Annotated in this window: 24 protein-coding genes; 8 read left to right on the plus strand and 16 right to left on the minus strand. The window is 64.9% G+C overall.

All coding sequences use genetic code 11. The features are described from left to right. Positions 1-62: 62 nt before the first annotated feature. From BM075_RS00660 to BM075_RS00670, 3 genes are all read left to right on the plus strand, one after another. Positions 63-365 (plus strand): hypothetical protein, encoded by a 303-nt coding sequence (locus BM075_RS00660; RefSeq protein ID WP_093358470.1) that lies wholly within the window; start codon positions 63-65, stop codon positions 363-365. Continuing rightward, entirely contained in the window at positions 365-1042 is a 678-nt protein-coding gene (locus tag BM075_RS00665) for a M14 family metallopeptidase (RefSeq protein WP_093358472.1), read from the plus strand. The genes BM075_RS00660 and BM075_RS00665 overlap by 1 nt, the downstream gene beginning before the upstream one ends. Before the next feature lie 250 nt (positions 1043-1292). Further along, entirely contained in the window at positions 1293-4520 is a 3228-nt protein-coding gene (locus tag BM075_RS00670) for a GH36-type glycosyl hydrolase domain-containing protein (RefSeq protein ID WP_093358474.1), read from the plus strand. A 6-nt stretch (positions 4521-4526) separates the two neighbouring features. Here BM075_RS00670 and BM075_RS00675 read toward each other — a convergent pair whose 3' ends face one another. From BM075_RS00675 to BM075_RS00705, 7 genes are all read right to left on the minus strand, one after another. Continuing rightward, positions 4527-5897, minus strand: coding sequence for a tryptophanase (locus BM075_RS00675; RefSeq protein ID WP_093358477.1), 1371 nt, complete (start codon positions 5895-5897; stop codon positions 4527-4529). Between the two features lie 188 nt (positions 5898-6085). Then, complete coding sequence (locus BM075_RS00680; protein WP_093358479.1) at positions 6086-7090, minus strand: ABC transporter ATP-binding protein; 1005 nt, start codon at positions 7088-7090, stop codon at positions 6086-6088. Next, entirely contained in the window at positions 7087-8115 is a 1029-nt protein-coding gene (locus BM075_RS00685) for a Gfo/Idh/MocA family protein (protein ID WP_093358481.1), read from the minus strand. Before BM075_RS00685 ends, BM075_RS00680 begins: the two co-directional genes overlap by 4 nt. Continuing rightward, complete coding sequence (locus BM075_RS00690) at positions 8112-8951, minus strand: carbohydrate ABC transporter permease (RefSeq protein ID WP_093358483.1); 840 nt, start codon at positions 8949-8951, stop codon at positions 8112-8114. Before BM075_RS00690 ends, BM075_RS00685 begins: the two co-directional genes overlap by 4 nt. 12 nt (positions 8952-8963) lie before the next feature. Further along, positions 8964-9878 carry a carbohydrate ABC transporter permease gene (locus BM075_RS00695; protein ID WP_093358485.1) on the minus strand — a complete coding sequence of 305 codons (915 nt, stop codon included), beginning with the start codon at positions 9876-9878 and terminating at the stop codon, positions 8964-8966. Positions 9879-9947: 69 nt separating this feature from the next. Continuing rightward, entirely contained in the window at positions 9948-11201 is a 1254-nt protein-coding gene (locus tag BM075_RS00700) for an ABC transporter substrate-binding protein (protein ID WP_093358487.1), read from the minus strand. Between the two features lie 44 nt (positions 11202-11245). After that, positions 11246-12130 carry an N-acetylmuramic acid 6-phosphate etherase gene (locus BM075_RS00705; protein ID WP_093358489.1) on the minus strand — a complete coding sequence of 295 codons (885 nt, stop codon included), beginning with the start codon at positions 12128-12130 and terminating at the stop codon, positions 11246-11248. 165 nt (positions 12131-12295) lie between these two features. Here BM075_RS00705 and BM075_RS00710 point away from each other — a divergent pair, with 165 nt between their 5' ends. Genes BM075_RS00710 through nagA form a run of 4 tightly spaced genes read left to right on the plus strand, consistent with a single transcriptional unit; the run spans position 12296 to position 16114 of the window. Then, positions 12296-13177, plus strand: a complete 882-nt coding sequence (locus BM075_RS00710) for a glucosamine kinase nucleotide-binding domain-containing protein (protein WP_093358491.1) — start codon at positions 12296-12298, stop codon at positions 13175-13177. Beyond that, on the plus strand, positions 13174-13947 hold the full coding sequence (locus BM075_RS00715) for a GntR family transcriptional regulator (protein ID WP_093358493.1): 774 nt from the start codon (positions 13174-13176) through the stop codon (positions 13945-13947). The genes BM075_RS00710 and BM075_RS00715 overlap by 4 nt, the downstream gene beginning before the upstream one ends. Next, complete coding sequence (locus BM075_RS00720) at positions 13944-14969, plus strand: SIS domain-containing protein (RefSeq protein ID WP_093358495.1); 1026 nt, start codon at positions 13944-13946, stop codon at positions 14967-14969. The genes BM075_RS00715 and BM075_RS00720 overlap by 4 nt, the downstream gene beginning before the upstream one ends. Beyond that, positions 14966-16114: an N-acetylglucosamine-6-phosphate deacetylase gene (gene nagA / locus BM075_RS00725; protein WP_093358498.1), complete on the plus strand. Its 1149-nt coding sequence runs from the start codon at positions 14966-14968 to the stop codon at positions 16112-16114. The genes BM075_RS00720 and nagA overlap by 4 nt, the downstream gene beginning before the upstream one ends. Positions 16115-16162: 48 nt before the next feature. Here the strand turns inward: nagA and BM075_RS00730 are convergent, their stop codons facing one another. The 8 genes from BM075_RS00730 to BM075_RS00760 form a co-directional block, all read right to left on the minus strand. Continuing rightward, positions 16163-16582, minus strand: a complete 420-nt coding sequence (locus BM075_RS00730) for a c-type cytochrome (protein WP_093358500.1) — start codon at positions 16580-16582, stop codon at positions 16163-16165. Between the two features lie 177 nt (positions 16583-16759). Then, positions 16760-17287, minus strand: a complete 528-nt coding sequence (locus tag BM075_RS00735) for a peroxiredoxin (RefSeq protein ID WP_093358501.1) — start codon at positions 17285-17287, stop codon at positions 16760-16762. A gap of 40 nt (positions 17288-17327) precedes the next feature. Next, entirely contained in the window at positions 17328-17489 is a 162-nt protein-coding gene (locus BM075_RS24315) for a hypothetical protein (protein WP_177208203.1), read from the minus strand. Continuing rightward, positions 17486-18856 (minus strand): amidase, encoded by a 1371-nt coding sequence (locus BM075_RS00740; protein WP_245758702.1) that lies wholly within the window; start codon positions 18854-18856, stop codon positions 17486-17488. The genes BM075_RS24315 and BM075_RS00740 overlap by 4 nt, the downstream gene beginning before the upstream one ends. A gap of 4 nt (positions 18857-18860) precedes the next feature. After that, positions 18861-20279 carry a TRAP transporter large permease gene (locus BM075_RS00745; protein WP_093358505.1) on the minus strand — a complete coding sequence of 473 codons (1419 nt, stop codon included), beginning with the start codon at positions 20277-20279 and terminating at the stop codon, positions 18861-18863. Further along, positions 20276-20860 carry a TRAP transporter small permease subunit gene (locus tag BM075_RS00750; protein WP_093358507.1) on the minus strand — a complete coding sequence of 195 codons (585 nt, stop codon included), beginning with the start codon at positions 20858-20860 and terminating at the stop codon, positions 20276-20278. Before BM075_RS00750 ends, BM075_RS00745 begins: the two co-directional genes overlap by 4 nt. 70 nt (positions 20861-20930) lie before the next feature. Next, the gene (locus BM075_RS00755) at positions 20931-22061 is read right to left on the minus strand and encodes a TRAP transporter substrate-binding protein (protein ID WP_093358509.1); all 1131 of its coding nucleotides are present in this window, start codon (positions 22059-22061) and stop codon (positions 20931-20933) included. A gap of 561 nt (positions 22062-22622) precedes the next feature. After that, complete coding sequence (locus BM075_RS00760) at positions 22623-23804, minus strand: amidohydrolase (protein WP_093358511.1); 1182 nt, start codon at positions 23802-23804, stop codon at positions 22623-22625. Positions 23805-24064: 260 nt separating this feature from the next. Between BM075_RS00760 and BM075_RS00765 the strand changes: the two genes are divergently transcribed. Then, positions 24065-25027 carry a pirin family protein gene (locus BM075_RS00765; RefSeq protein ID WP_093358513.1) on the plus strand — a complete coding sequence of 321 codons (963 nt, stop codon included), beginning with the start codon at positions 24065-24067 and terminating at the stop codon, positions 25025-25027. 108 nt (positions 25028-25135) lie between these two features. Here BM075_RS00765 and BM075_RS00770 read toward each other — a convergent pair whose 3' ends face one another. After that, complete coding sequence (locus BM075_RS00770) at positions 25136-26497, minus strand: tetratricopeptide repeat protein (protein ID WP_093358515.1); 1362 nt, start codon at positions 26495-26497, stop codon at positions 25136-25138. Positions 26498-26640 lie beyond the last annotated feature (143 nt).

The following is a 26640-nucleotide window of genomic DNA, read 5'->3' on the forward strand; positions in this document are numbered from 1 at the left end:
CACCATCTTGAACGGCAGGGGCGCTCCGCTCCGATTTCAGGAAATCTGCAGGGAGACACAAAATGACGAGACGGGTGAAGGTTTATGCGTCCGATATTTCCGACCTGCAGGACTTCCTGTCGGAAAGCGGTACGGATATGGGGCCAGGAGCCATCGTGTTGCCGGACCTTCATGGCGTGGCAACCGTGGTTCTCGCGGAGGAGCCCGTCGTCGAGGCGCTGCGGTCCCGCCGCACGGCGCAACGGCGCCTCACGTTCCTCGACATCTTCACCGACCCGCGAGACCGCCTGGACCTCGTAAACCTCGGCAACCGGTTTCACGACGGGACGAGCCCGATCGGGCTCGGCGTGAGAACCGCCGTGTAATGTACTACAATCAGGATGAAATTATTACCGCGGTCCATAACCTGGCCCGCCGGCATTCCGATCTCGCACGCCCGATCCGACTGCCCCACCTGAGCCCGCGAGGCCGCTTCGGCTATGCGCTCCTGATCAGCACGCCGTGCGCGGCCGACGCCCCAACCATGATCGTTTCAGGCGGCTGGCGGGCGGGTGACTGGCTCGCCTCGGATGGCATCGTCTCCGTTGCGGCCGATCTTCTGGGCGCGGTCTCGGACGGTCACGGGCTGCACTATGGTTCTTACAGGTGCCCGCGCAGGACCGTCCGGGATACGCTCGACGCTCTGCGACTGGTTCTGGTGCCCTGCATCCATCCGGACATACACGATCTCGATCCAGTAGCGCGCCACGCGGCAACGGAGACGGTTCCTGGCAGTCGTACGATGCTGTCACCGGGTGCGCAGAACCTATTCTGGCTTCGTGCGCGCTACCCGGCCACCAGATGGCGCGTGAATGTGATTGGCCGGGGCCTCAATCATGTGCACACCAAGGCTGACGCTGGCGACATCGAGGTTGCCTGCGACGCGCCGCAAACTGGAGCGGGCCGGGATCACGGTATCCGCACGGTTTCTGCTGCCATTCTTGCTAAAATCGAAGACGCATCTCGCACGGCAACCCTGACGAAGGTCGTTCAAACCCCCTGAGGCTCTATCGGTCTGCCATTTGCCTAGGCGCGCAGGCAGCCTTATGCCCGGTCGGCGAGTTCCTGACCGGCTGGCGGATATGCGTTTGACCCCGAGCGCCCGATCGGGTCAGGTCTGACCGACTCGGACCGGGCGGAAGACACATGCGTGTCATGATCGGTCCGCACCAGAACGCTTAGCTCCCGCAGACGCACCACTGGCCTTTCGGGCCGGGTGCGGCGGGTGCTCCGACTGCCAGAGGTTTGCACCAATGACACGCGACACGACCGAGACACTGCGCACCGCAACGGAAGCAGATCTGGACTTGATCCGGATACGCAATGAGGCCGGGATCGAGGTCAGCGTGCTTCCGAACGGCGCGATTTTTGCCCTCGAGCACACGACGGACGGTCGGCGGATCATGATCAATCAGGTGCTCGGTTCGCGCATTGGCGGCGGACTGGGCCGCCTGGTGCTGCGAGTCGGCGATCCCAATCCGGCAATAGGCATCATTGCGGGTTCGGGTGCCCGTGGAATGCTCGGTGGCGACCGTGACCGCATCGTCTGGCAGGGCGCAACCGGCGGCGTTGCGCACCGGGTGACACTGTCTCTCCATCCGGCCAAACCGCTCTGGTTTTGGCGCATCGAATTGACGAATAATGAGGACATACCAGCGCATTGCGACACCGTATTTATGCAAGACATTGGGCTTGGCGATCGCGGATTCCTAGCCAACAACGAGGCCTATGCCTGCCAGTACCTCGACCACCACGTTGCACCGCTCCCCGCAGCCGGGCCAGTGATCCTAATGCGCCAGAACCTAGCCCAGGGAGACGCGCACCCATGGGTCGCGCACGGATGCCTCGACGGGGTTGCCGGCTTTGCCACCGATTTCCGACAGATCCTCGGCCCGCATCACCGGGACCGCGCTGGGTTCGACCTGCCCTATGGCGCAAATCTGCGCTCGGAACGGCTTCAAGGCGAGTGCGCGGTTGCCGCGCTTCAGTCCCTTCCGTGCGAGATTGCACCCGGCCAAACGGTGTCGCGGACATTCTTCGGCTCGTATTCCCCGGATCACCCGGCCGCGTCGGGGGAAGCGGATATGACCTCTCTGGAGGACGTGCGCCTGGCGAGTCAGGCTTTTGAGCCACGACACGTTGCGCTGAATCCGATCGCCCGGAGCGTGGTGGAAGATGCCCAGCCGCTCGAGGTTCTGCCGATGAGCGATGCGGACATCGCAGACCGCTACCCGGAACGGACCCATGAAGAACGCGATGGGGAAGAGCTCCTCTCGTTTTTCGTTCCCGCCGCGGTCGGGAACCGCCACGTGGTCGCCGCGGCCAAGGACCGTAGGGTGGCCCGGAGACACGGAACGATCCTCCTCAGCGGGGAAAGCTGGCTGCCGACGGATGATGTACTTTCTCTAACCTGCTGGATGCATGGCGTTTTCGGTGCCCAACTGACGCTCGGAAACACGTCGCTCCACAAGCTATTCTCTGTGGCGCGGGATCCCTACAACATCGTGCGGTCGACCGGCCTTCGGATCTTGGTGGACCTTGGCGACGGCTGGCGCCACCTGACCACCCCGACACTTTTTGAAATGGGCCTGCAAGACTGTCGATGGATCTACCAGCTCGCGGACCGGACGATCACGGTGTCCACGACGGTCGCCGGCGAGGCCGCGGCGCAGGTTCGGGTGTCCGTCGACGGGCCGGCGTGCAGGTTTCTTGCCTTTGGCCACCTCGTCATGGGGGAGCGCGAACTGATGCAGGCCGCGCCAGTGGAGATCGACACCGAGAGCCTGCGGGCCACCTTCCGCCCCGCCGAAGGGCAGATCTGGCACACGCATTACCCACAGGCCGCCTTTCACCTTGTTAGCAGCACGCCCGACAGCATCGACGCCATAGGCTCTGACGAGCTGCTTCAGGACGCCCCAGTCGACCGCGCGGGCGAATTTATCGCCGTCCGATCGCATGCCACGACGGATTTCTGCCTGTCCATCGTCGGCTCGCTGACCTCCAGGGAGGAGGCGGACGCGTTGGCCGAGCGGTATTCCCGCGGCGTCGGAGACGAAGCCATTCGCGAGGAGACGGCACCGTTTTGGCAGTCGGTCACGCCCGAGCTGGCATTCGGGGGCGGCGGCGAGACCGCGGAGGCCATGACAACGCTCCTGCCATGGCTTGTGCACAACGGCAGGGTACACGCGGCGGTGCCCCACGGGCTGGAGCAATACACCGGGGCCGCTTGGGGAACGCGTGACGTCTGCCAGGGCCCGGTCGAACTGCTCCTGTCGCTGCGAAAGGACGAGACGGTCCGGGACATCCTTATCGAGGTCCTCAGTCAGCAGGACGAGGTGCGGGGCGACTGGCCGCAATGGTTCATGCTCGAACCCTATTCCTTCATCCGGGACAGCGGGGCGCATGGCGACGTCATCATTTGGCCGTTGAAGGCGGTCTGCGACTACGTGGAGGAAACGGGCGATTTCGCGTTTCTCGACTCGTCGGTGGGCTGGCGCCGGGAGGGCGGACTCGCGGCCTCGGACCAAAGCAGCCCGGTCGTCGACCATCTAGAGCGATTGCTGGCGGCGGTGGAGAGCAGATTCCTGCCCGGCACGGCACTCATTCAATACGGCCACGGCGACTGGAATGACTCGCTCCAGCCGGTCGACCGTGCGAAGCGGGACTGGATGGTAAGCAGCTGGACCGTCGCCCTGCTCTACCAGCAACTTCGCCGCTACCAGAGGATTCTTGAGAAGGCCGGCCGCGGCACACCCGCAGAGCGGTGCGAAACCCTGGCCACGCAAATGCGAGAGGACTTTCATCGCCACCTCGTTCTTGACGGCACCGTTGCAGGCTACGCCGTATTCGACGCGGAGGACGCGGCGCCGGAGGTGCTGCTGCACCCGGCGGATCAAACGACAGGGGTCTCCTGCTCCCTGATCTCGATCACGCAGGCCGTGGTGGCGGGGCTTGTCACACCTGAACAGACGGAGCATCACCTGAACGTACTACGCGACCACCTGTCCTTCCCGGACGGCGTCCGGCTGATGGACAAACCTGTGGCTTACACTGGTGGGGTCGAAAAGCTGTTCCGGCGCGCGGAATCCGCGGCTTTCTTCGGGCGCGAGATCGGGCTGATGTACGTCCACGCCCACCTGCGCTACGCGGAGATGCTGTCAGAGTTGGACGACGCGGCCGGTTTCTGGGACGCGCTCGCGGTCATCAACCCGATCCTGGTGACGGAACGGCTGGAGCACGCAGCGCTGCGCCAGCGCAATGCGTATTTCAGCAGCAGCGATGCGGCCTTCGCAGATCGGTACCAAGCCAGCGCGGAATGGGATCGTGTCAAGCGCGGGACGATCCCCGTGGAGGCCGGTTGGAGAATTTATTCAAGTGGACCGGGGCTTTATATCAATATGCTGATGCGACACGGACTCGGCGCAAGGCGATCTTTTGGAGACGCCGAGACAGCGCCCCTCGATTTGCCCGAGGGGCGCTGATCCAAGCTACTTTTCAATACCTTCGAAGCAACATGTGAAGTGACGCATCAACTCCGGCTGTCGTGTGATGCCGAAGCCCGTCAGGCTGTCCTTCATGCTGGCCACTTCTTCGAAGACTTCAAGAACGTAGTCGATGTGGCTCTGGGTGTAGGTGCGCCGGGGGATGGCAAGCCGGACCAGATCCATTGCCGCAGGCTGCTCTGTGCCATCGGGCTGCATGCCGAACATAACCGTCCCGATCTCACAACTCCGGATCCCGCCGAGTTCGTAGAGTGCCACCGCGAGCGCCTGCCCCGGGTATTCGAGCGGCGGAATCTGCGGCAGCCAGCTCCGCGCATCGACAAAGACCGCGTGCCCGCCCGCTGGCTTCACCACCGGCACGCCGAGCCGGTCGAGATGCTCGATGATGTAGCTCATGGTCCGGACCCGGTACCGCAGGTAGTCCTCGTCCACGATCTCGCTCAGGCCTTGCGCCAGCGCCTCCAGATCGCGCCCGGCGAGGCCGCCGTACGTGGGGAACCCCTCCGTGCGGATCAGGTGGTTCCGCGCTCGCTCGGCCAGTGCGTCGTCGTTCAGCGCCAACCAGCCGCCGATGTTGCCGAAGGCGTCCTTCTTGGCACTCATTGTCATACCGTCGGCCTCGGCAAAGCAATCGCGGACGATGTCGGGGATGGACCGGTCGCCCTGCCCCGATTCGCGTTGCTTGATGAACCAGGCATTCTCCGCGAACCGGCACCCGTCGATGAAGAACGGCTTGCCGAACCGTCGCGCGAGCGCCGCCGTGCCGCGGATGTTGTCGAGGCTGACCGGCTGCCCCCCGCCCGCATTGTTGGTGATGGTCAGCATCACGCAAGGCACGGCATCGCCGTGGTTCTCCAGGTAGGCCTCAAGCCTGTCCAGATCCATGTTGCCCTTGAACGGGTGGTCGCTGGCCGGGTCGCGCCCTTCGGCAATCACGAGATCGTCGCCTCTGGCGCCGGAGGCTTCGATGTTGCCGCGCGTGGTATCGAAGTGCGTGTTGCTCGGGATATGCCGGCCCGGCCCGCCGAACATGGAGAACAGGATCGCCTCGGCGGCCCGTCCTTGGTGGGTTGGAATGACATGGGTGAAGGGCATCAGGTCCTTCACGGCCGCTTCGAACCTGTAGAACGACGGCGAGCCGGCATAGCTCTCGTCGCCGCGCATTACGGCGGCCCACTGGGCGGAACTCATGGCGCCGGTGCCGGAATCGGTCAGAAGGTCGATCAGCACATCGTCGGAGTGCAACCCGAACAGGTTGAAATGGGCCTTCTCGATCAGCTCCCGACGCTCCTCGCGCGTCGTCATGCGGATCGGCTCGACCGATTTGATGCGGAAGGGTTCGATGATTGTCTTCATCTCAGGGCTCCTCATGTCGGCCCTGCAGACTCGCGGCAACGTCAAACACGAAAGGGGCCGAAGCGCCGCGGTTGCCCGAAGCGGACCGCGCTCAGCGCCCATTCTGTTGCGGCATCCATTAAGCAGACAATTTCAGCCGGATCAAGCCGCGGGCAGGCGGCCCGCAGGCCAAACGCGGCGGTGGCGGATCACGCCGCCCGGGATCGGCTCCCGTCCGGCTCGAAGAAGTAGGCGCGGTCCGGGTCGAAGCCCAGCGTCACCCGCTCGTTGGCCCTGATGGGATGCTGGCCGAACAAGCGCAGGGTCACAGCCTCCCCGCCCCCCAGATCGACGATGGCGTTGGTGTCGCCCCCCAGTTTCTCCACGTGAGTCACCTCGCCCGACAGAGGGCCGGCAGGGTCGATCGTCAGGTGTTCGGGACGGATGCCGAAGGTGCGGCCACCGTCGCGGCCAACGCGGTCAGCAGGAAGGAAATTCATCGACGGCGCGCCAAGGAACCCGGCGACGAACTGGTTGGCGGGATTGTTGTAGAGATCCATCGGGCTGCCGACCTGCTCAATCCGCCCGTCGCGCAGCACGACGATCTTGTCGGCCAGCGTCATCGCCTCCGTCTGGTCGTGGGTGACATAGATCATCGTGGCGCCGAGCGTCTTGTGAAGGTTCGCAATCTCGATCCGGGTGTTCATGCGAAGCGCGGCGTCGAGGTTCGACAACGGCTCGTCGAACAGGAACAGCTTAGGCTGGCGCACGATGGCCCGGCCAATGGCGACCCGCTGGCGCTGCCCGCCGGACAGCTCCGCCGGCCGGCGGTCCAGGTAGTCACCCAGATTGAGCATGCGCGCGGCTTCGGCGACGCGGTCGGCGATCACGTCCTTCGGTTGCCGTTCCTGCTTCAGCGCGAGCGCCATGTTGTCGCGCACGGTCAGGTGCGGATAGAGCGCGTAGGACTGGAACACCATGGCGATGCCGCGTTTTGCTGGCGGGGTCCGGTTCACGACGTCGCCGGCGATGCGTATCTCGCCGGACGTGGCGTCCTCCAGCCCGGCAATGACCCGCAGCAGGGTGGACTTGCCGCACCCGGAGGGGCCGACGAAGACGACGAACTCGCCGACGTCGACGTCGAGGCTGATATCCTTAAGCACTTCGACCTTGCCGAAGGATTTGTACACATGGCTGAGCGTCAGGGCAGTCATCTGGGGTCCTCCCGGAGGTCGATGGCGCGGCCGGTGCGGATGCTTTCGTCGGCGGCAAGACAGATACGAAGCGACTGGAAGGCGTCGTCCATGTGGCGCGTCAGGTCGATATCCTCGGCGATGGCGCGGAGCATGAAAGATTGTTCTGCGTCGCAGAGCGCCTGGTGGCCGGGCTCGTCGGCAAGGTCGATCAGGCGGTCGCCCTCAAGCGTATGCACCCGCAGACCGCCCACACGCGTGTGGCCGTCGATGTCGGAGGACGCGCCCTTCTCGGCATCCACGATGGAGACGGCACCATTGGGGCTCACGATGTCCTTCACGAAGAAGGCCGTCTCCGACATCATCGGCCCCCAGCCGGCCTCGTACCAGCCTATGGAGCCGTCGGCGAAGGTGACCTGGAGCTGGCCGTAGTTGTACATCTCCGGCGCGATCTCGTCCGACAGCCGCAGTCCCATGCCGTTCACGCGGACAGGCGCGGCGTCGGTGATCTGGCACATGACGTCGACGTAATGCACACCGCAGTCCACGATCGGCGAGGTGGTCTGCATCAATGCCTTGTGGGTTTCCCACTCCGCACCGGTGGATTGCTGGTTGAGGTTCAGCCGGAACACGTACGGCCCACCAAGCGCGCGCGCTTCGGCGATCAGCCGTTGCCAGGACGGGTGGTGGCGCAAAATATACCCGACCACCAGCTTCCGACCCGTCCGCTTCGCCGTTTCGACCACGCGTTCGGCATCGGCTACGGTCGTCGCCAACGGCTTCTCGACGAAGACGTGGGCCCCCTGCTCCATCGCCCCGCACGCCAGGTCGGCGTGGCTGTCTGAGTAGGTCGCGATGACCACAAGATCCGGATTTTCGGCCAAGCCGGCCTCGAAACTTCCCAGCCGCGGATATTCGGAGAGCGCGTCGGGCAGCGCGACATCAGACCGGTTGACCAGCCCTATGATCTCAGAGCCGAGGCTGTGGTGGGCCAGCGCATGGGAACGCCCCATGTTGCCGAGTCCTGCGACGAGAACGCGCGTCATTTCACTGCTCCAGATGTGATGCCCCGAATGAGCTGCCGCGAGAAGATCACGTAGAGGATCAACACCGGCAGGATCGCCATGGACAGGGCCGAGAGAACCGCGTTCCAGTCTGTGACGAACTGGCCGATGAACACCTGGGAGCCGAGGGTGAGCGTCTTCGTCTCCTCCGCCGGCGCGAGGATCAGCGGAAACCAGAGATCGTTCCAGATCGGGATCATGTTGAACACCGCCACCGTGGCCATGGCCGGGCGCACCAGCGGCAGGACGAGCCGGAAGAAGATCGTGTATTCCGACAAACCGTCGATGCGGCCGGCGTTCTTCAGATCGTCGGAGACCTGTCGCATGAACTCGCTGAGGATGAAGACCGCGAGTGGCAGGCCCTGCGCTGTGTAGACGAGGATCAGGGACCACAGAGTGTTCACCAGCCCCGCCTGCACCATCATCTCCAGGATGGCCACGGTGCCGATCCGGATGGGGATCATGATCCCAAGCGCCAGATACAGCCCCATGACGGTATTGCCACGGAAGCGGTACTCGCTCAGCGCGAAGGCGGCCATCGCGCCGAACAGCAGGATCAGGAACAGCGACACGACGGTGACGATCAGGGAGTTCTGGATGTAGAGGAAGAAATCCCCCTGCCGCAGGACCGTCTGGTAGCCGATCATGCTGAAGGTTTCGGCATCCGGAAGGCTCAGGGGTTCGCGGAAGATGCCCTTTCGCGTCTTCAGACTGTTGATGAGGATCACGAAGACCGGGAACAGGGCGATGACGGTGTAGAGGATCAGCGCGCCGTGCATCGCGGCCATGTTGAGCGGGTTTCTGCGGGCCTGGTTCATGGTCGAAGCACCTCAGAGCTGGTAGCGGCGCATCCGGGTCTGGATGCCGAAGAGGTAGATGCAGACACCGATCAGGATGATCGCGAACATCGCGCTGGCGATGGCGGAGCCCATGTAGGGATCGCCCAGCTGGAGCTGGAAGCCGAAGAATGTCCGGTAGAGGAACGTGCCGAGGATGTCGGTCGCGAAGTCCGGGCCGGCCAACGCGCCTTGCGCCGAATAGATCAGGTCGAAGGCGTTGAAATTGCCGACGAAGGTCAGGATGGAAATGATCCCGATGGACGGCAGGATCAGCGGCAGCTTGATCTTCCAGAAGGCGGACATTCCGGTGATGCCGTCGATTTCTCCCGCTTCCAGTAGTTCTTCGGGGATCGACAGGAGCGCGGCATAGATCAGCATCATCGGTATGCCCACGAACTGCCAGACGGAGACAAGCGCGAGCGTCGTCAGCGCGTATTCCTCCTTGCCGAGCCAGGGTTGGAACAGACCACCCAGGCCCACCGCGTCCAGCAGCGACGGCGCGATGCCCCAGATGGGCGACAGGATCAGCTTCCAAGCAAATCCGACGATGACGAAGGAGAGGATGGTCGGCACGAAGATGGCCGTTCGATAGAACGCGGCGAAGCGCAGGCGCGGGTGGCTGAGCAGCGCGGCCAGCGCGATGCCGATGGGGTTCTGGACCAGCATGTGGATGAGGAAGAACCAGAAGTTGTTGCCGAGCGCATTCCAGAATGCGTCCGACCAGAGGGGATCGAGGAACAGCGTCCGGAAATTGGCCAGCCCGACAAACAGGCGCTGATCGTCGACCTCGTTGAAGAGCGCGAGCCGCAGGGTGTTGAACAGCGGATAGATCATGACCGCCGTGTAGACCAGGACGGCCGGCGCCAGGAAAACGGCGATATGCCAGCGGATGCGGGATTTCTGCATTGGGCGGTCCTCGCGTGTCTCCCGGACGGCAGAGGCCGTCCGGGACTATGCGCAAATTGGGAAGGCCTGTTACTTCTGCGGGTCGTACCAGCTCGAAAGACCGTCTTGCAGCTTCTGGGCCAGCTCTTCCGGGGTCGAGGTGCCCTTGATCGCGGCGGCGGACGCGCCCCAGGTCTCGTTCTCCAGGTTCGGAGTGCCGCGCGACAGGATCTGGTAGGTCGAGCGGATCGTCGAGTTGCAGGACTGACGCCAGCTCACGAATTCCTGTGCCAGCGGATCGGACATCTCGACGTCGAAGCTCGCCAGCGAGAAAAACCCGGGCAGCGCGTTGGAATAGATCGTCGCGAACTCTTCCGAGCCGACCCACTCCAGGAAGGCCTTCGCCTCCTCCGGGTGTTCCGTCGCGGCGTTCATGCCCATCGCGATGTCGGTGTGGTCGGAGATATAGCACTCGTCGCCTTCTGCCGGAACCGGCGGCGGGAACGCGCCCATCTCGAAGTCGGCCTGCTGGTTGAATCCGGAGATCTCCCAGGACCCGGCCGGATAGATCGCCGCCCGTCCCAGCGTGAACAGGTTCTGGCTGTCCGGATAGGTCTGCGCCTCGTACCCGTTGCCGAGGTATGGCGCCCACTTGGCCAGTTCACGGAACGGAGCAACCCACTGCTCGTCGGTCAGCTTCTGCTCGCCCGCGATCAGGGCCTGCCGCCCCTCCTCGCCCTTCCAGTAGTTCGGGCCGATGTTCTGATAGCCCATCGTGGCCGCTTCCCACTGGTCGTTGGTGCCCATCGCCATGGGAATATAGCTGCCATCCTCCTGGATCTTGTCGAGCACGGCATAAAACTCGTCCGTGGTCTTCGGCGGCTCGATCCCCAGTTCGTTGAAGGCGTCCTTGTTGTAGATGAATCCGTGAATGACGCTGGCAATCGGCACGCAGAACGTGGCCGAGCCGTCGTCGGTCTGCCAGGCGGACTTGGCGACGTCCGCGAAGCTGTCCATCGCGTCGAGGTCCGACAGGTCAGCCAGCTTGTCGCCCTCGTAAAGTGCGAGCGATGCGTCGAACGGTCGGCAGGTGATGAGGTCGCCCGCCGAACCGGCGTCGAGTTTGGAGTTCAGCACCGCGTTGTACTCCGCCGGGGCGGAGGGCGAAAACTTGATCTTGATCCCGGGGTGACTGGCTTCGAACGCCGGGATGATCTGGTCCTGCCACAGGGTCAGGTCATCGTTGCGCCAGCTTTCGATGGTCAGCGTGACATCCTGGGCGAGCGCTCCCTGCGCGAGAAGCGTTGTGGAGAGCAGCGTCGCTGCGGTCAGTGTCTTCTTCATTGTCGTCCTCCTGTTGGAATTCCGGCGATACATTTTCGTCGCCGTCAGATGCGCGCCAGCGCGGCGCGCAGGTTTCCCTGCACTTCGGCAAGTATCTCTTCCGCGGCCTCCAGCGTCACCCCGGAAACCGCGATCAGCACGGCGGGCTTCACCCGCCCGCCCGCTGTTTCGAGAGCGGCCTCCGCGCGCTCGGGCGGGCAGTCGGCGATCGTCGCAACCATTCGGGCGGCGCGGCCGCGCAGCTTCGTGTTGTCGGCCACCAAATTGACCATCATCCCATCGTAGACGTGCCCGAGTTCCACCGCCATCAGCGTCGAAAGCATGTTCAGCGCGATTTTCTGGGCGGTGCCGGCTCCCATCCGCGTCGAGCCTGCGATAACCTCGGGCGGGGTGGCGAGCAGGATCGGGTGGTCTGCCATCTCCAAAAGTGGTGTGCCCGGATTGTTGGCAATGCCGATGAGCGTGGCGCCCATGGACCGGGCAGCCTCGCCCGCCGCGAGGGCATAAGGCGTGGTCCCGCTGGCCGAGAGGGCAATCACGCAATCCGCCGCTGTCAGGTCGGCCAAGTCGCCGGACAGGCCGCTCGTGTCGTCCTCGACGTTTCCCGGCATTTCGGAGCCGGTCGGGATGCCGCCGGCCATCAGGATGCGGACCTGCTGCGGATTGATCGAGAAGGTTCCGCCGAGTTCCAGCGCATCGGCCACCGCCATCAACCCGGACGACCCCGCTGCGGCGTAGACAAGCCGCCCACCCGCGCCAATTGCCCGCGCCATTGCCCGGGCGCCATCACAGATCGCCTCCGACGCCGCCGCCACGCTCTGGGCGGCCTCGGCCTGGGCATCGGCCAATACGCGCGCGGCGTTGGAAAGCGGCCCGGAATCGAGCCCGCGAGCGTCGTCGTGCAGCATCTCGGTTTTCGGCAGAATCATGCGAATCCCCTCGGTTCGGATTATCATACCTTTATAATACCATTTGTCTACTGCGGCGCCTATTGGTTCAAAACTTTCCTGAAATTCGCGAGGACACAGCCCTGATGGGCCATTTGGAATGACAAAGGTCTTTTAGTTCGCTAAATGGTATTATATAGGTTTCACATGAGATTTGACCCGGATACTGCCGTGCTGGCCGCCGATGGCGGTGGAACGACCTGCCGCCTGGCCCTGAAGTCGGGCGATGCCGTGCAAGCGGTCACTCTGGGGTCTGCCAACGTGTCCACCGATATCGCGCGAGCTGCGGAGACGATCCGAGCGGGCCTCGATCAGCTTGCCCATGAGGCCGGGGTGGACCACGCCACCCTGTGCGCCCTGCCCGCCTATCTCGGCCTCGCCGGCGTGATCGGATCGGAAGACGCGGAGGGTCTCGCCCACAGATTGCCGCTCCGCCGGGTCCGGATCGAGGACGACCGCTGCGCGGCCGTTCGGGGTGCGCTCGGTGCCGGGGACGGCACGATTGCGGGGCTCGGAACCGGCTCGTTCTTCGGCCGGCAGACGGACGGCGCGATCCGGCTCGTCGGCGGCTGGGGCTCGCGGCTGGGGGACGAAGCGTCGGGCTTCTGGATCGGGCGCGAGGCGCTGGCGCGAACTCTGGACGTGACCGACGGACTGCGCCCACAGACCGGCCTGTCGGATGCCATTCTCACCCGGTTCGGCGGCACCCCCCGCGGCATCGTCGCTTTCAGCATCGCCGCGACGCCGGGAGACATTGCGGCCCTTGCGCCTCTGGTGGCCGACACCGCCGCGAACGGCGATCCGCTTGGCATCGAGATCCTCGACGCTGGTGTGGCCTACATCCGGCGCATCCTGAACGCGATCGGCTGGCGCAAGGGCGAGCCGATCTGCTTGCTTGGCGGCGCCACCGCGGCCTATCGGGGTCGCCTGCCGGAGGAGATCGTGGCGTCCGTAAAGCCCCCTCGCGGCTCCGCACTGGACGGCGCGCTGGCCCTGGCAGCGGACTTCCGAGAGGAGGCGCGACCGTGAACGTCACGGAGTTCCTCAAGCCCGGCGACTGGCTCGGCAAGAGCGCGGGGCCGCGCTACGTCCAGCTCCGCCGCCGCATCGAACAGGCGGTGGAACAGGGAATCCTGCAGCCGAACAGCTCCCTGCCCCCGGAACGCGAGATCGCTGAGCTGACGGACCTGTCGCGGGTGACCGTGCGGAAGGCGATCCATGATCTCGTGGATTCCGGCATCCTGATCCAGCGGCAAGGCTCGGGCACCTTCGTGCGCGACAAGGTCCAGCGCGTGGAACAGTCCCTGTCACGGCTGACCTCGTTCTCCGACGACATGAAGCGACGCGGGATGGAAACGACCTCCACCTGGCTGGAGCGCGGCGTCGTCTTGCCCTCCCCCGAGGAGGTCGTGGCCCTGGGGCTGTCGGCCGGCGACTCCGTCGCGCGTCTTTACCGGCTGCGACAGGCCGAAGGGCAGCCGATGGCCCTGGAACGCGCGGCCCTGCCGCTGGACATCCTGCCGAACCCCCTGCTGGTCACCTCGTCTCTCTACGAGGTTCTGGAAGCTTCCGGCACTTTGCCGGTACGCGCGATCCAGCGGATCACCGCGGTAAATCTCGGGCATCGGGAAGCCGAGTTGCTGGGTGTCGAGCCGGGCGCCGCCGGACTCAGCATTAGGCGCACGTCGTACCTCGAGAACGACCGCGTCGTCGAATTCACGCAATCCACCTATCGCGGAGACGCCTACGACTTCGTGGCGGAACTGCGTCTGGCCAATGTAGAGGACCGCCGGCAATGACGAGGAAAACGCTGATGCGCGCGGAGGTGGAGGAGATCCCCGCCGCCGTCGACCGCCTGCTCCATGCCGGCGAAGCCACTGTGCGCGAGATCGCGCAGCAGGCCAATGCGCTCGATCCGGGGGTGCTGGTCACGGTCGCACGCGGCTCGTCCGACCACGCCTGTACGTATCTGAAATACGCCAGTGAGATCCTGCTCGGGCTGCCGACGGCCTCAGTCGGCCCGTCAGTCGCGTCGATCTACGGCGCGCGACTGAAGCTGAAGAACGCGCTTTGCCTTGCGGTCTCCCAGTCCGGCAAGAGCCCCGATATCGTCGAAATGACCCGGTCGGCAAGGGATGGCGGCGCCTTTGCCATCGCGGTGACCAACGACACGGCGTCGCCGCTGGCTCAGGCCGCGAATGCCACGCTCGATATTCAGGCTGGCCCGGAGCTCAGCGTGGCCGCCACAAAGACTTTCGTGACGTCCGCCGTCGCAGGGCTCTGGCTGATTGCCAGCATGAAACGGGACGACGCTCTCCTCGCGGCGATCCGTGCACTGCCCGCCGACCTGGAGCGCGCTGTCGCGACCGACTGGTCGCCCGTGACCGCTGCAATCGGCGACAGGTCGATCTACACCCTTGGCCGCGGTCCGGGCTGGGCGATGTCCAACGAGGCGGCACTGAAATTCAAGGAAACCTGCCAGCTCCATGCCGAAAGCTTCTCCTCGGCCGAGGTGATGCATGGCCCGGTCTCCATCGTCGACCGCGGCTTTCCGGTGATCGCCTTCGCCGCCGCCGACGCCGCAGAACAGGCCGTGTCGGAGGTGGCGGATGCCCTCGCCGCCAAGGGGGCAAACGTCTTCGTCACGTCCCACAAGGCGCAGAATGCGACCGTTATCGAACACGTGCGCACCGGTCATTGGCTGACCGACCCGGTCGCCTTGATCGTGTCGTTCTACGCGATGGTCGAAAAGGTCGCCGAAATGCGGGGGATCAACCCGGACATGCCGCGACATCTCAACAAGGTCACCGAAACGCTATGACAGACGCTCGTACGCTCTACCGCGGCGGTCCGATCTTCGACGGCGACCGGCTGCTCGAGGATTCCGTGTTGGTTCTGGAGGACGGGCACGTCGCCGATATTCTCCCGGAAGCGGAGGCGCCCGACGGGACGGTTGCGGACCTTGAGGGCGACATCCTCAGCCCCGGATACGTGGATCTGCAGGTCAACGGCGGCGGCGGTGTGATGTTCAACGACGACCAGTCGGTGAGCGCCCTGCGACGGATGGCCGAAGCCCATGCCAGCCTCGGGGCCACGACTATATTTCCGACGCTCATCACGGACACACCCGACCGGACCCTTGCTGCCATTGCGGGCGTGGAGGCCGCAGTCGCCGAGGGTGTGGAGGGCATCGGGGGCCTGCACCTGGAAGGGCCGCACCTGTCGCTGGCCCGAAAGGGGGCGCATGATCCAAGCCTGATCCGCTCGATGACCGACCGCGACCTTGATATCCTGTGCGACGCCGCCCGTCGCCTACCGGCGCTCATGGTCACGGTGGCGCCGGAAAATGCGACCGAAGATCAGGTTCGCACCCTGGCGGAGGCCGGGGCCATCGTCTCGCTCGGGCATTCCGATACGGACTTCGACACGGCCCGCCGGTACGCGGCGGCAGGCGCGCGTTGTGTCACGCACCTGTTCAATGCGATGAGCCAATTGGGGCACCGCACGCCGGGTCTTGCCGGCGCAGCCCTGGCGGACGGTGGGCTCGACTGCGGCCTGATCGCAGACGGCATCCACGTCCACCCCGCGGCGATGCGCACCGCCATAGCGGCAAAGTCCGGACCCGGGCAAATCTTCCTGGTCAGCGACTCCATGGCGCCCGCCGGGACGGACGACCGGAGCTTCACCCTCAACGGCCGGACGATCGAACGGGCGGATGGGCGACTTTTGCTGGCGGACGGAACGCTCGCAGGCGCCGACCTCGACCTGACCACCGCGGTCAATGTTCTGGTGGAGAAGGTCGGCCTCGACCTCACGCAGGCGCTTTGCATGGCGACTTCCGTTCCCGCCGGCGTCGGGCGACAGCGCCCTGGTGTGGGAAGGCTCGTCTCCGGTGCCGCGTGTCCGCTGATCCGGCTCCGGCGGGGTGCCGCCGGCCTCTCCCTTGTCGGCACGCTTCTCCCGTGATGCGCATGATCGGGCGGCGGTCTTACCCCCGCCCGATCGCGATTGGGATCATTCTTCCTGGATGGTCGACAGGTACTCGATCAGAGCCAGAACCCGCAGCTTCGAGTAGGCGGCGCTGTCCTCGATGAAGTCGGGATCGCGCTCGGCGCGTTGCCTGTAGCGGAGCCCCCATGCGGGCATGTCCCGCGTTCCGTGCGGTCCGACCTCGGGGCCGCCCTCGATGGTCTGGAAGACCTTCGTCACCGGAAAAACGCCCTCATTGTCGGCTTGAAGTTTGGTCAGATCCGGCAGGGCCGTGTTGAGATAGGCCGCGATGGACCCTTCCCCCTTGCCGTCCGGCCCGTGGCAGGCGGCGCAGCTGTTCACGAACTCGAACCGGCCAAGGCTTTCGGTCATTGTTTCGGCTTGTGCCGAGACCACCCACACCCCTGCCCCCACGAGCATCATCGTTTGAAGAATGGATTTCATGGCTTCGTTCTCCCCTCGCAACCCGTGCAAGCCAGCCGCGAAATCCTTCTTGGTGAGGACGTGCGACCAGCCCCGTCGCCATGCCAATTCCCGGTGACAGTATACACCGAATCCGCGCCCGTGTCGCGGGGCTGGCCGCCGCGGGGCGCGTGCAAAGCGGCCTTCGCCGCATGGGGATCAGGTGGATTTCAAGTAGTCCAGAATCGTCGGGGCGCCCGACACGTTCACCGGAACGCCGGGCGGGTTGTCACGCATCCCGGCCTCGGCGAAAATCTTGCGGATTTTTCGATCCTCCACGACCATGGAATACCGCCAGCTTCGGCTCCCCATCCCTTGATCCGTGCGCGCGACCAGCATGCCCATGCCGCGCGTGAAGTCGCCATTGCCATCGGGCAACATGGAGACCTTGCCAGCGCCGAGCAGGCGCGCCCATTGGAACATGACAAACGCGTCGTTGACCGCGAGGCAGATCACCTCGTCCACCCCAAGGGACAGGAATTCACCGTGCAGCGCTTCGTAGCCGGGCAGATGGGTTTCCGAGCACGCCGGTGTAAAGGCGCCCGGCACAGCGAACAGCACGATGCGCCGGTTGGCGAATATGGTGCCGGAGGACAGGTCCCGCCACTCGAACGGGTTCGCCCCGCCGAGCGCGTCGTTTCTGACCCGCGTGTGGAAGACCGTTTCGGGAACGTGGGACGGATGCATGGGGCGTCTCTTCCTCTCGGGCGGCACCAGGGGTCGGCGCTCAGTCCCCCGAGTTGCCGGTGGATGTCAGAAAATCGTAGGCGACCAGCCCGACGGTCAGCAGGGCGACGAGGATCAGGTCGGGACTGGGGATCTTGACGACCAAAATCCCGATGAACCCCGCGAGCGTGAGGAAGGCGATCAGGGCAAGCAAGCGTTTCATGTCATGCTCCCGTCAGGGTCTGAAGGATCGGCCCATCTGAAGAGCCAGTTCGCGGTCCGCAGAAGCCGCGCGTCCTCTCCACGCGCCGCCACGAGTTGCACTCCCATCGGCAGGCCATTCTCCGCCGTCAGGATCGGAACGGTCACGGCCGGCGTGCCGCAGAGCGTCCAGAGGCCGTTGAAGATCGAGTCGCCCGTCGAGCCGAGACCTTCCGGCGCCGGTCCGGGCGCGGCCGGGCATAGGATCGCGTCGCAGCGCCGGGAGATCTCCTCCAGCCCCGCATTCAGGACGTTCCGCCAATCCAGCGCCGCGAGGTAGTCGCGGGCCGATATGCCGTTGCCCGTCTCGATGGCGTCCCGCGTTCTGGCGCCAAGCACGTCCGCGCCATCTCTCCCGTAGCGATAGTAGTTCCGGGACATTTCGGCGTGGTTGATCCGGGCCCGCTGCGGAGCCGCTTCCGCAAAGACGGCCGGCAGGGAGACCTCGAAGACCTGCTCGCCGAGGGCCGCCGCGAGTTCTGCGAAGGCGGCATGCAGTTGCGGGTCCGCCTCCTCCCATCCCGGCGGCTTGACCAGGGCAAAGACGGGCGCCAGCGGGGGCGCGGCGCGGGTCGTCTCCACCAACCGTGGCGACGGGGCGAGGCTCGTAGCGGCATCGGCAGGATCGTGGCCGAACAGCACCTCTGCAATCAGCGCGGCACCTTCCGGGTCGCGAGCGAATACACCAACGGTATCGAGGGACTGCGATTGCATCAGCACCCCCCGGCGCGGGATGGCGCCGAAGGTGGGTTTGAACCCGGCGATGCCGCAGAAAGACGCCGGGCGGATGACCGAACCGCCGGACTGGGTGCCGACCGCGAGGGGCACCATCCCGTCCGCAACCGCCGCTGCCGATCCGGACGACGATCCCCCGGGCGTGTGGGCGAGGTTGTGGGGATTACGGGTCCCTCCGGGGTGCATGAAGGCAAGCTCCGTCGTCACCGTCTTGCCCATGATGATCGCGCCGGCCTGCCGCAGGCGTTCGACCACATACGCATCCTTCAGGGGCACCCGCCCGGCGTCGAGCCGGCAGCCGTTCTCCGTCGGGATGCGGGCGGTGTCGATGATGTCCTTGATGCCCACGGGCAGACCGTGAAGCGGCCCGATCGGGCGGCCGGAGGCGCGGTGGGCGTCCAGATGCTTGGCCTGGGCGCGCACGTACTCCGCATCGAGCCAGGCCCAGGCGCCCACGTCGGCCTCCCGCTCCTCGATCCGGCCGAGGCAGATCTCGGCAAGCTCGGCCGCCTTGAGCGCGCCGGACGCGAGGCGGTCCCGGAGCGCCACGGTGCCGAGGTCTGCCGGCTGGCTCTCCCGCCGACGGGGTCTCATGACATCAGCCTCCATAGAACAACTCCGGCAGATAGAAGACGATTTCAGGGAAGACGTACATCAACACCATAGAGACGATCACGCAGAACAGGAACGGCATGACGCCGGCAAAGATCTGCGTAAGCCGCACCTCCGGCGGCGCGATCCCCTTGAGATAATAAGCTGACATGGCCATTGGCGGCGTCAGGAAGCTGGTCTGGAGGTTGAGCGCCACGAGGATGCCGAAGAACAGCGGGTCGATCTCGAAGTACGCCAGCAGCGGCAGGAAGATCGGGACGAAGATGATGATGATCTCCGACCACTCCAGCGGCCAGCCCAGCAGGAAGATGATGAACTGCGCCATGATCAGGAACTGAATTGGCGTCAGGTTCATGCCCTGAACGAATTCTGAGATCACATGCTCGCCCCCAAGATAGGAGAACACGGCCGAAAACGTGTAGGAGCCAACGAAGAGCCAGCAGACCATCGCCGTGGTGCGCACCGTCAGGTAAACGCTTTCCCGCAGCCGCTGCCATGTCATCGCCCGGTAGAGGAATGCCAGCAGCATCCCTCCCAGGGCTCCGATGGAGGCGGCCTCCGTCGGGGTTGCGAGACCGAACAGGATGGACCCGAGGACGGACAGGATCAGGAAGGCGAGCGGCAGGAACGACGTCAGGATCATCACCAGCAGCTTGCCAAGCGGCACGTCGGGAACCTCGTCCGCAGACGGGCGCGGCGCGGACGATGGCTGCAGGATCGCCCGCCCGACCACGTAGACGAGATAGAGCCCGACAAGCGTGAGCCCCGGCAACAGTGCCCCGGCATAGAGCCGCACGATGGAGACGTTCGACGCCGCCGCGTAGACGATGAGCATGATCGACGGCGGGATCAGGATGCCGAGCGTCCCGCCCGCGCAGATGATGCCGCTGGCGAAGGACGGCTTGTAGCGCGCCTTCAGCATCGCCGGCAGCGCCAGCAGGCCCATCAGCGTCACCACGGCGCCGACAATGCCGGTGGCCGTCGCGAACAGCGCGCAGGTGATAAGGGCGGCGACCCCGAGCGAGCCGGGAACGTTCTTCGACGCGATATTCAGCGTCGAGAACAGTCGGTCGACGATGTTGGCGCGCTCCACGATGTATCCCATGAACAGGAAGAGCGGAACGGCCGTCAGCACCTCGTTCGACATGACCGTGAACGTCTGGTTCACGAAGAGGTCGAATATTCGGTTGTTGAAAAACCCCTCGAACCAAGTGGACCATTGATCCCACGTCCCGGCGGCCTCATCGAGCCGGTCGAAGTCCCGCCACATGCGACGCGCGTCGAAATAGGCGTAATAGCCGAATCCGATCCCCATCGCCATGAGCGTGAAGGCGATCGGGAAGCCGAGAAAGACGAAGACAATGAAGAGCCCCAGCATCATCAGGGCGACCTGTGGGTCCGTCATGGGTGGCTGTCCTTTTCGGCCCGGCTGGCCTGTTCCATCAGGAGGTCCTCGGTTTCGAAGACGTCCTCCTCGGCCTCGATCCATTTGTTCGTGCGAATGGCGATGATGCAGCGCATGACCTGCGCGATCCCCTGGATGAACAGCAGGATGCCGGCGGCGACGATCACGGTTTTGAACTGATAGATCGGAACGCCCGCCGGGCTGTTCACCGAAACCTCGCCGTATTGCCAGGACCGCGCAGCGTATTTCCACCCGGCCAGGATCAGCGCCGTCACGCCGGGGAAGAAGAAGATCAGGTAGAGCACGAGGTCTACCTTTGCCTGCGTGCGTGGTTTCCACAGCCGATAGAGAAAGTCCCCCCGGACATGGCCGCCGCGAGAGAGCGTGTAGGCCCCGCCCATCATGAACAGCGTTCCGTACATGATGAACGAGACGTCCAGCGCCCAGGCAGTTGGCGAATTCAGGACGTAGCGGACGAAGACCTCGTAGCCGGTGCCGACCGACATGAGGATGATGAGCCACGCGAACGCCTTGCCGAACCACGCCGACAGATTATCCGCGAACCGGATGAAACCGATCATGGGATTTCCTTCGAGGATCACGGTGCCCCCGGCGCAGGTCCGCCGGGGGTCATCCGAAGTGGCCTGAACCTCAGAGCTTCAGCTTGCCCGGGAAGAAGTGCTCGTAGGCGAGCGCGTAGTCCGGCGCGTTCATCAGCTCGTAGAACGCGACCTGTTCGGCCCATTCGCGCTGGCTTGCCACGCAGCGCTTGAAGAAGTCGTCCTCCTCCAGCCCCGGCAGAAGTTCCGACCAGGCGTTGATCTGGGCGTCGAGGATCTCCTTGGGGGTACGACGCACGGTGACCCCGGCTTCGTTCTGGAGCCACTGGAGATCCGCGGAGTACCGCCGCATCGCCTTGGACGTGTTTGCCGTGGCCGATGCCTCGACGCCGTACTTCAGGATCGCCTGAAGATCAGGGTCAAGATCCTCGAAGCTGAAGCGGTTGAACAGGAATTCGAACTGCTCCGCCGCCTGGTGATAGGAGGACAGGTAGTAGTTCTTGGCCACGTCCTGCGCGCCGAAATCCTTGTCCGACGACGGGTTGTTGAACTCGAAGGCGTCGATCACGCCGCGTTCCATCGCCGGCACGATCTCGCCGCCGGGGAGCTGCGCCACGGACATGCCCATGGACTGGAACAGGTCCGCCGCGAGGCCCACCGTGCGGTACTTGAAGCCCTCGATGTCGGCGACCGAGTTGACCTCACCCTTGAACCACCCGAAGGGCTGCGCGAACATCGGGAAGCCGAGGAAGCCGATGACGTCCAGCCCCATGATGTCCTGCGTCAGTTCGCGGTAAAGCTCGGCCCCGCCGCCCTCGTAGAACCAGCCGAGCATCGCGGTCGACGAGGCCCCGAAGACGGGCCCCGTGCCGAATAGCGACGCGGCCTTGTTTTTGCCGTACCAGTAGGCCGAAACAGAATGCGCGGCGTCTAGAATACCGTCGTTGACGGCGTCCATCACCTGGAACGCGGCCACGACCGCGCCCGCCGGCAGAAGGTCGATCTTGAGCCGGCCGCCAGACATTTCCTCGACACGGTTCACGTAGTCCTGCGCGAATTCCTGCCAGATGTTGGAGGCCGACCACGACGTTTGCATCTTCAATACGATGGGGGCCTGTGCCAGCACCGCGGGCGCCGCGAGCGCGCTGCCGGCCACTGCGCCGCCGGCGATTGCGGATTTCTTCAAAAACGACCGGCGGCCGAAAGTCTTGGTGTCCGTCATCTGTTTCCTCCCTGGATGACTTGCCAATTTCCGTTTCTTGGGGGGCTTGATGCCAGGGTTCGGCCGCTTTGAACGACGCCGAACCGCTTTTCTTCCGACGGCACGCCCCCATGTCGTGCCTGATCGGAATGCTGTCTCCTATCTGATCAATGTCGGTCTTTTCGCCCGGTGCTGCGCACAAACACGCACGTACGGTCCTCCCTGTGAACGGTCTCTCGGCCGGAGCTGCGTGCTGCGAATGAGCAACTGCCAAGCGCGCGCGACGTCTGGTGCCGAAGACGACCTGTGCTCTTTTTATTCTTAGCTGATGCCTCTCACCCGGTTCGCGAGGGCGTCGCCCGTCTGGCCGGTCCGACTTGCCAGTGACCGTCGCGTGCGCCGAATTCCTCCCAACGCCGCGCCGATGCCCGGGCCCTGGCGCGTTCTCCTCCCTCAATGTCTCCCACGACAGGTTGTCCGGACTCTTGCCCTCGGGTCAAGAACAACATTTTCGAATATATGGTGTAGATCAGCCGAACCTGGACGGAACGGACAGCGTGGCCCATTCTGCGGTGCGCGCCGTCAGAACAATTCGCTGCGCAGGCATCGGATGAAAATACCGGCGCCGGTCGCAATGAGTGCGTCCGGGAAATCGTAGTCGGGACTGTGCAGCGCGGGGCAATCCACGCCCGACCCAAGCAGCATCATGGCCGCGTTCGCGCCATCCCCGAAGCGGCCGAAATCCTCCGAGGCGCGCATGGGCAGTCCGGCCTTTCCCGTGGGAACCCCTTCCGCCTCAAGGGCGCGGGCTAGCAGGCGCGTCGCCGCCGGCGCGTTCTCGCAATGGCGGAACACGTCGTGATAGCTGACCTTCCACGTCAGTCCTGCCCCGTCCGCAGCCTCGGCAACCGCCTGCTCCGCGCGTGCGACAAGTGCGTCCATGCCAGCGTCCCGCTGCGTGCGCAGCGTCGCCCAGATTTCTGCCCTCCCGGGAGCGACCCCGAAAGCCGGCTCCCCGACCCGCGCGTGCGTCACGGTCACCAGCGAAAAGTCGGGATCGGCTTGCGACCCGCCGGTCCCGAGGTCAGTCAGCAGCGACATGAGCCGAGCCACGGCGGGCACCGGCGAGCGGCCCGTTTCTGGCTGGGACGCATGCGCGGTCCGCCCGTTCAGCACGATCTTCATCCCACGCGACGCGCAATTCATGATGCCTTCGTCCAGCACCGCATGGCCCAGCGGAACACCGGGCATGTTGTGCAGCGCCAGCGCAAAATCCGGCGACAGGGTACGGAAACGCGGATCGGCAATCACCCGTTCCGCCCCCGACCCATCCTCCTCGGCCGGTTGAAAGAGCAGGACGACCCGCCCCCTGGCAGGACGGTTCCGACCCAGCCATCGACCGACCCCCGCCAGAATGGCCATGTGGCCGTCGTGACCGCATAGATGCGCCTTGCCGGCGACCTTCGAGCGGTGGGCAACCTCGCCAAGCTCCTCAATTGGCAGCCCGTCCAACTCGCAACGCAGAAGGATGCAAGGACCATCGGCGCGGCCCTCAAAGACGGCGGCGACTCCGTGGCCGCCCAGTTCCGTGATGACCCGGTCCGGTTCCGTGTGGCCCAGCATGTCGGCCACGCGCCGCGCGGTCTCGGCCTCTTCGCCGGACAGGTCGGGGCGGCGATGAAGCGCGCGGCGCCACTCCGTCAGGTCGGCAATATCGCGGTCACAGAGGACGTTGGACTCGCGCGGTGTGTCGTTTGCAGTCATGCCGAAACCATAGGACCTTTGCCTGCATCGGAAACCCCAAACAAAGCGCACAGGGCCTCGCGACATCGTGCCGTTGTATCGGGGGCCGGGAGTCCCGATATCGGGAAGGTCCGGTGACAGGTATTCGCGGGTAGTCGTGGTAGATCATCTCGCGAGTCGATAGGAACGTCGTCACCACATGCGCCCAACTCCGGATGACGGGGTGGGGGCGCGAGATGGGCTGATTGCCTGTGCCCCTACAAGCCTAAGGAGGCTTCGCCATGAGCTGGAACCCGACCCTTGCGCCCGACTGCCCCGACAGCGTGGGCCTGGATGCGATCGAAACCACGATCATCCCGCGTGCCCGCGATATCGGTGGCTTTGAAGTGCGCCGCGCCCTGCCCTCACCCAGGCGGCAGATGGTGGGGCCGTTCATCTTCTTCGACCAGGTGGGTCCGGCAGAGTTCATCACCGAGGGCGGCATCGACGTCCGCCCGCATCCGCATATCGGCCTCGGTACGGTGACTTACCTCTACCAGGGCGAGTTCGAACACCGTGACAGCCTCGGCACGCATCAGATGATCTACCCCGGCGAGGTCAACTGGATGCTGGCAGGCAACGGCGTCACCCATTCGGAACGTACGAGTGCCGAGACCCGGGCAACCCGTCACAAGCTGTTCGGTATTCAGACATGGGTCGCCCTGCCCGAGGACCGGGAGGACATGGCGCCCGACTTCGAGCATCACCGGCAGGAGGCCCTGCCCCTGCTTTCCGAGAATGGCGCCAGCGCTCGGCTGATCCTGGGGTCGGCGTGGGGCGAGCGGTCGCCCGTCACGATGCAGTCCGAGATCTTCTACGCCGACGTGACGCTCACACCGGGCGCGCATTTCCCGCTGCCCGACGATCATGAGGACCGCGGGATTTATGTCACCGAGGGTGAGATCGAGATTGCCGGCGAGACCTTCGAAGCCGGCCGGATGATGGTGTTCCGCCCCGGGGACCGTATCTCCGTTCGCGCGGGGGCACAGGGCGCGCGCCTCATGGCGCTCGGTGGCGAAACGCTGAACGGACCGCGCTACATCTGGTGGAACTTCGTCTCGTCTTCTCCGGACAGGATCGAGGAGGCGAAGGCCGCCTGGAAGGAGGCGAACTGGTCCGACGGACCCTTCAAGCTGCCCCCGGGCGACGACTCGGAGTTCATCCCGATCACGCCGGAACTGGAGAGGTTGAAGCTGAAACGCTGACCTTTGCGGCGCTGTCGCCAATACCGAACGCTGCGTGCCAGGCGTGCCCCGCTGTGAGGGAAACGATCCCTCCACTGGTGCGCGCTCCTGGCAGCGCGGCGGCGTGCTTCACTGCTCTGCCTGACCCCCGCTCCAACCGAGGCTCCGCAGCCGATCGAGGACCGCATCGGCATTGGCCTTTTCGCTGTGGATTCCATACAGCATCGACGCGACCGGCGCATTCGGCCAGGCCCGGTCCAACTCGTTGAGTTTACGGAGCGCTCCCTTGTCATCGCCGAGCGCCGAAAGGCAGGCTGCCTGGTACGCCAGCGAGGGCGCGCTCAGGGGATCGCCCATCGCTGCCGCTTCGACAAAAGCATCGTAGGCGACCCGATAGTTGCCAAGATGATAGTTCGCCGCCGCGAAGATGTTGCGGTTCGCAAAACGCTGATGGCTGCCGACCCGCGCCTGTCCGCCATCCACGGCCTTCAAGGCCTGCTCGAAGTCGCCGGTGAACAGGGCAATGGTACCGACGAGATCGAGGATCTGAGCGTTGTCGGAGTCCAGTTGCTCGGCCAGAGCGGCCAGCCTCATGGCTTCGTCGAAATCCCGCGAGGCGAAGGCGGTCCAAGCCAGTGCGGACTGGGTCCAGGCCTGCGCGGGCGCAAGACGCAAAGCGGTGTCGGCCGCCTCCCGCGACCGCGAGACCAATGCCGCCCGGCTTTCGGGATCGGGCGACAGGATCGCGCGGGTGCTGAGAACGTAAGAAAGCCCGGCATAGCCGCCGTAGTAGTCCGGATCGAGTTCTATGACACGCTCGAAGACGGACGTGAGCAAGGTCTGCCGGGGAAGGTCGAAGATCGGGAAGATCATGCTCTGCGCTTGCTCGGCGAGGGTCATCGCCTCAAGCGCGGCGGGAGACTTTTCGAAGATGGCCGAACGTTGGGCCTTCTTGCCGTTGGATGTCGCCTGCCCAGACCCACCGATCATGGCGGGGTCGAGTAACGCCACCTTTTTGGAAGGGTCCGGAGAAAAGACCAGCATCAGCCCCACGCCGACGAACGTGCCGAGCGCGAAGAGGCCCGCATAGATGGCCGCCCGCGCGGTCGTGCTTCGCAGGGGTGAGGAGTGCGGCACCGCGTGCGTCTCGAAACGCGGTCGGTAGCTGCCCGGGTCGAGCACAAGCTGGACCGGATCCGATGCACCGATCGTTGCGTAATACTGGTCGAGTTGCTGACGCAGGCGGCGCGCATCCACGCGGACGATGTTTTCGGGGTCTCCATCGCTCCCAGTGCTCCGGCCATAGACGTCCTGGGCGATGGTCTTTCCGCGAATGCCACCGCCCCGCCCGGCGAGGTCCTCCTCCACGACATAGGTCAGGAAATCGCGGAGCCTGCCCGCGCTCTGGAATCCGGGCGACGCGAGGATCCGCTCCAGCGCGGACTTCCTGGCGTCCGGCGGTATCGCCGATTGTGGCCGGTCGTCTTTCATCGTCGCCCGCCTCGGCAAAGTTGCCCGCCCATTCTTGCCTTGTTTCACGCGTGAGTCACGCAAGGAGTCACCGTGACTCCGTTACATGCGGCGCATTGATCGGGAACCATTGGGCAAGGCTCATTCCGTTCCGGCCACCTGGT

Origin of the sequence: Tropicimonas isoalkanivorans, assembly GCF_900112335.1 — a bacterium.
Taxonomy (GTDB): domain Bacteria; phylum Pseudomonadota; class Alphaproteobacteria; order Rhodobacterales; family Rhodobacteraceae; genus Tropicimonas; species Tropicimonas isoalkanivorans.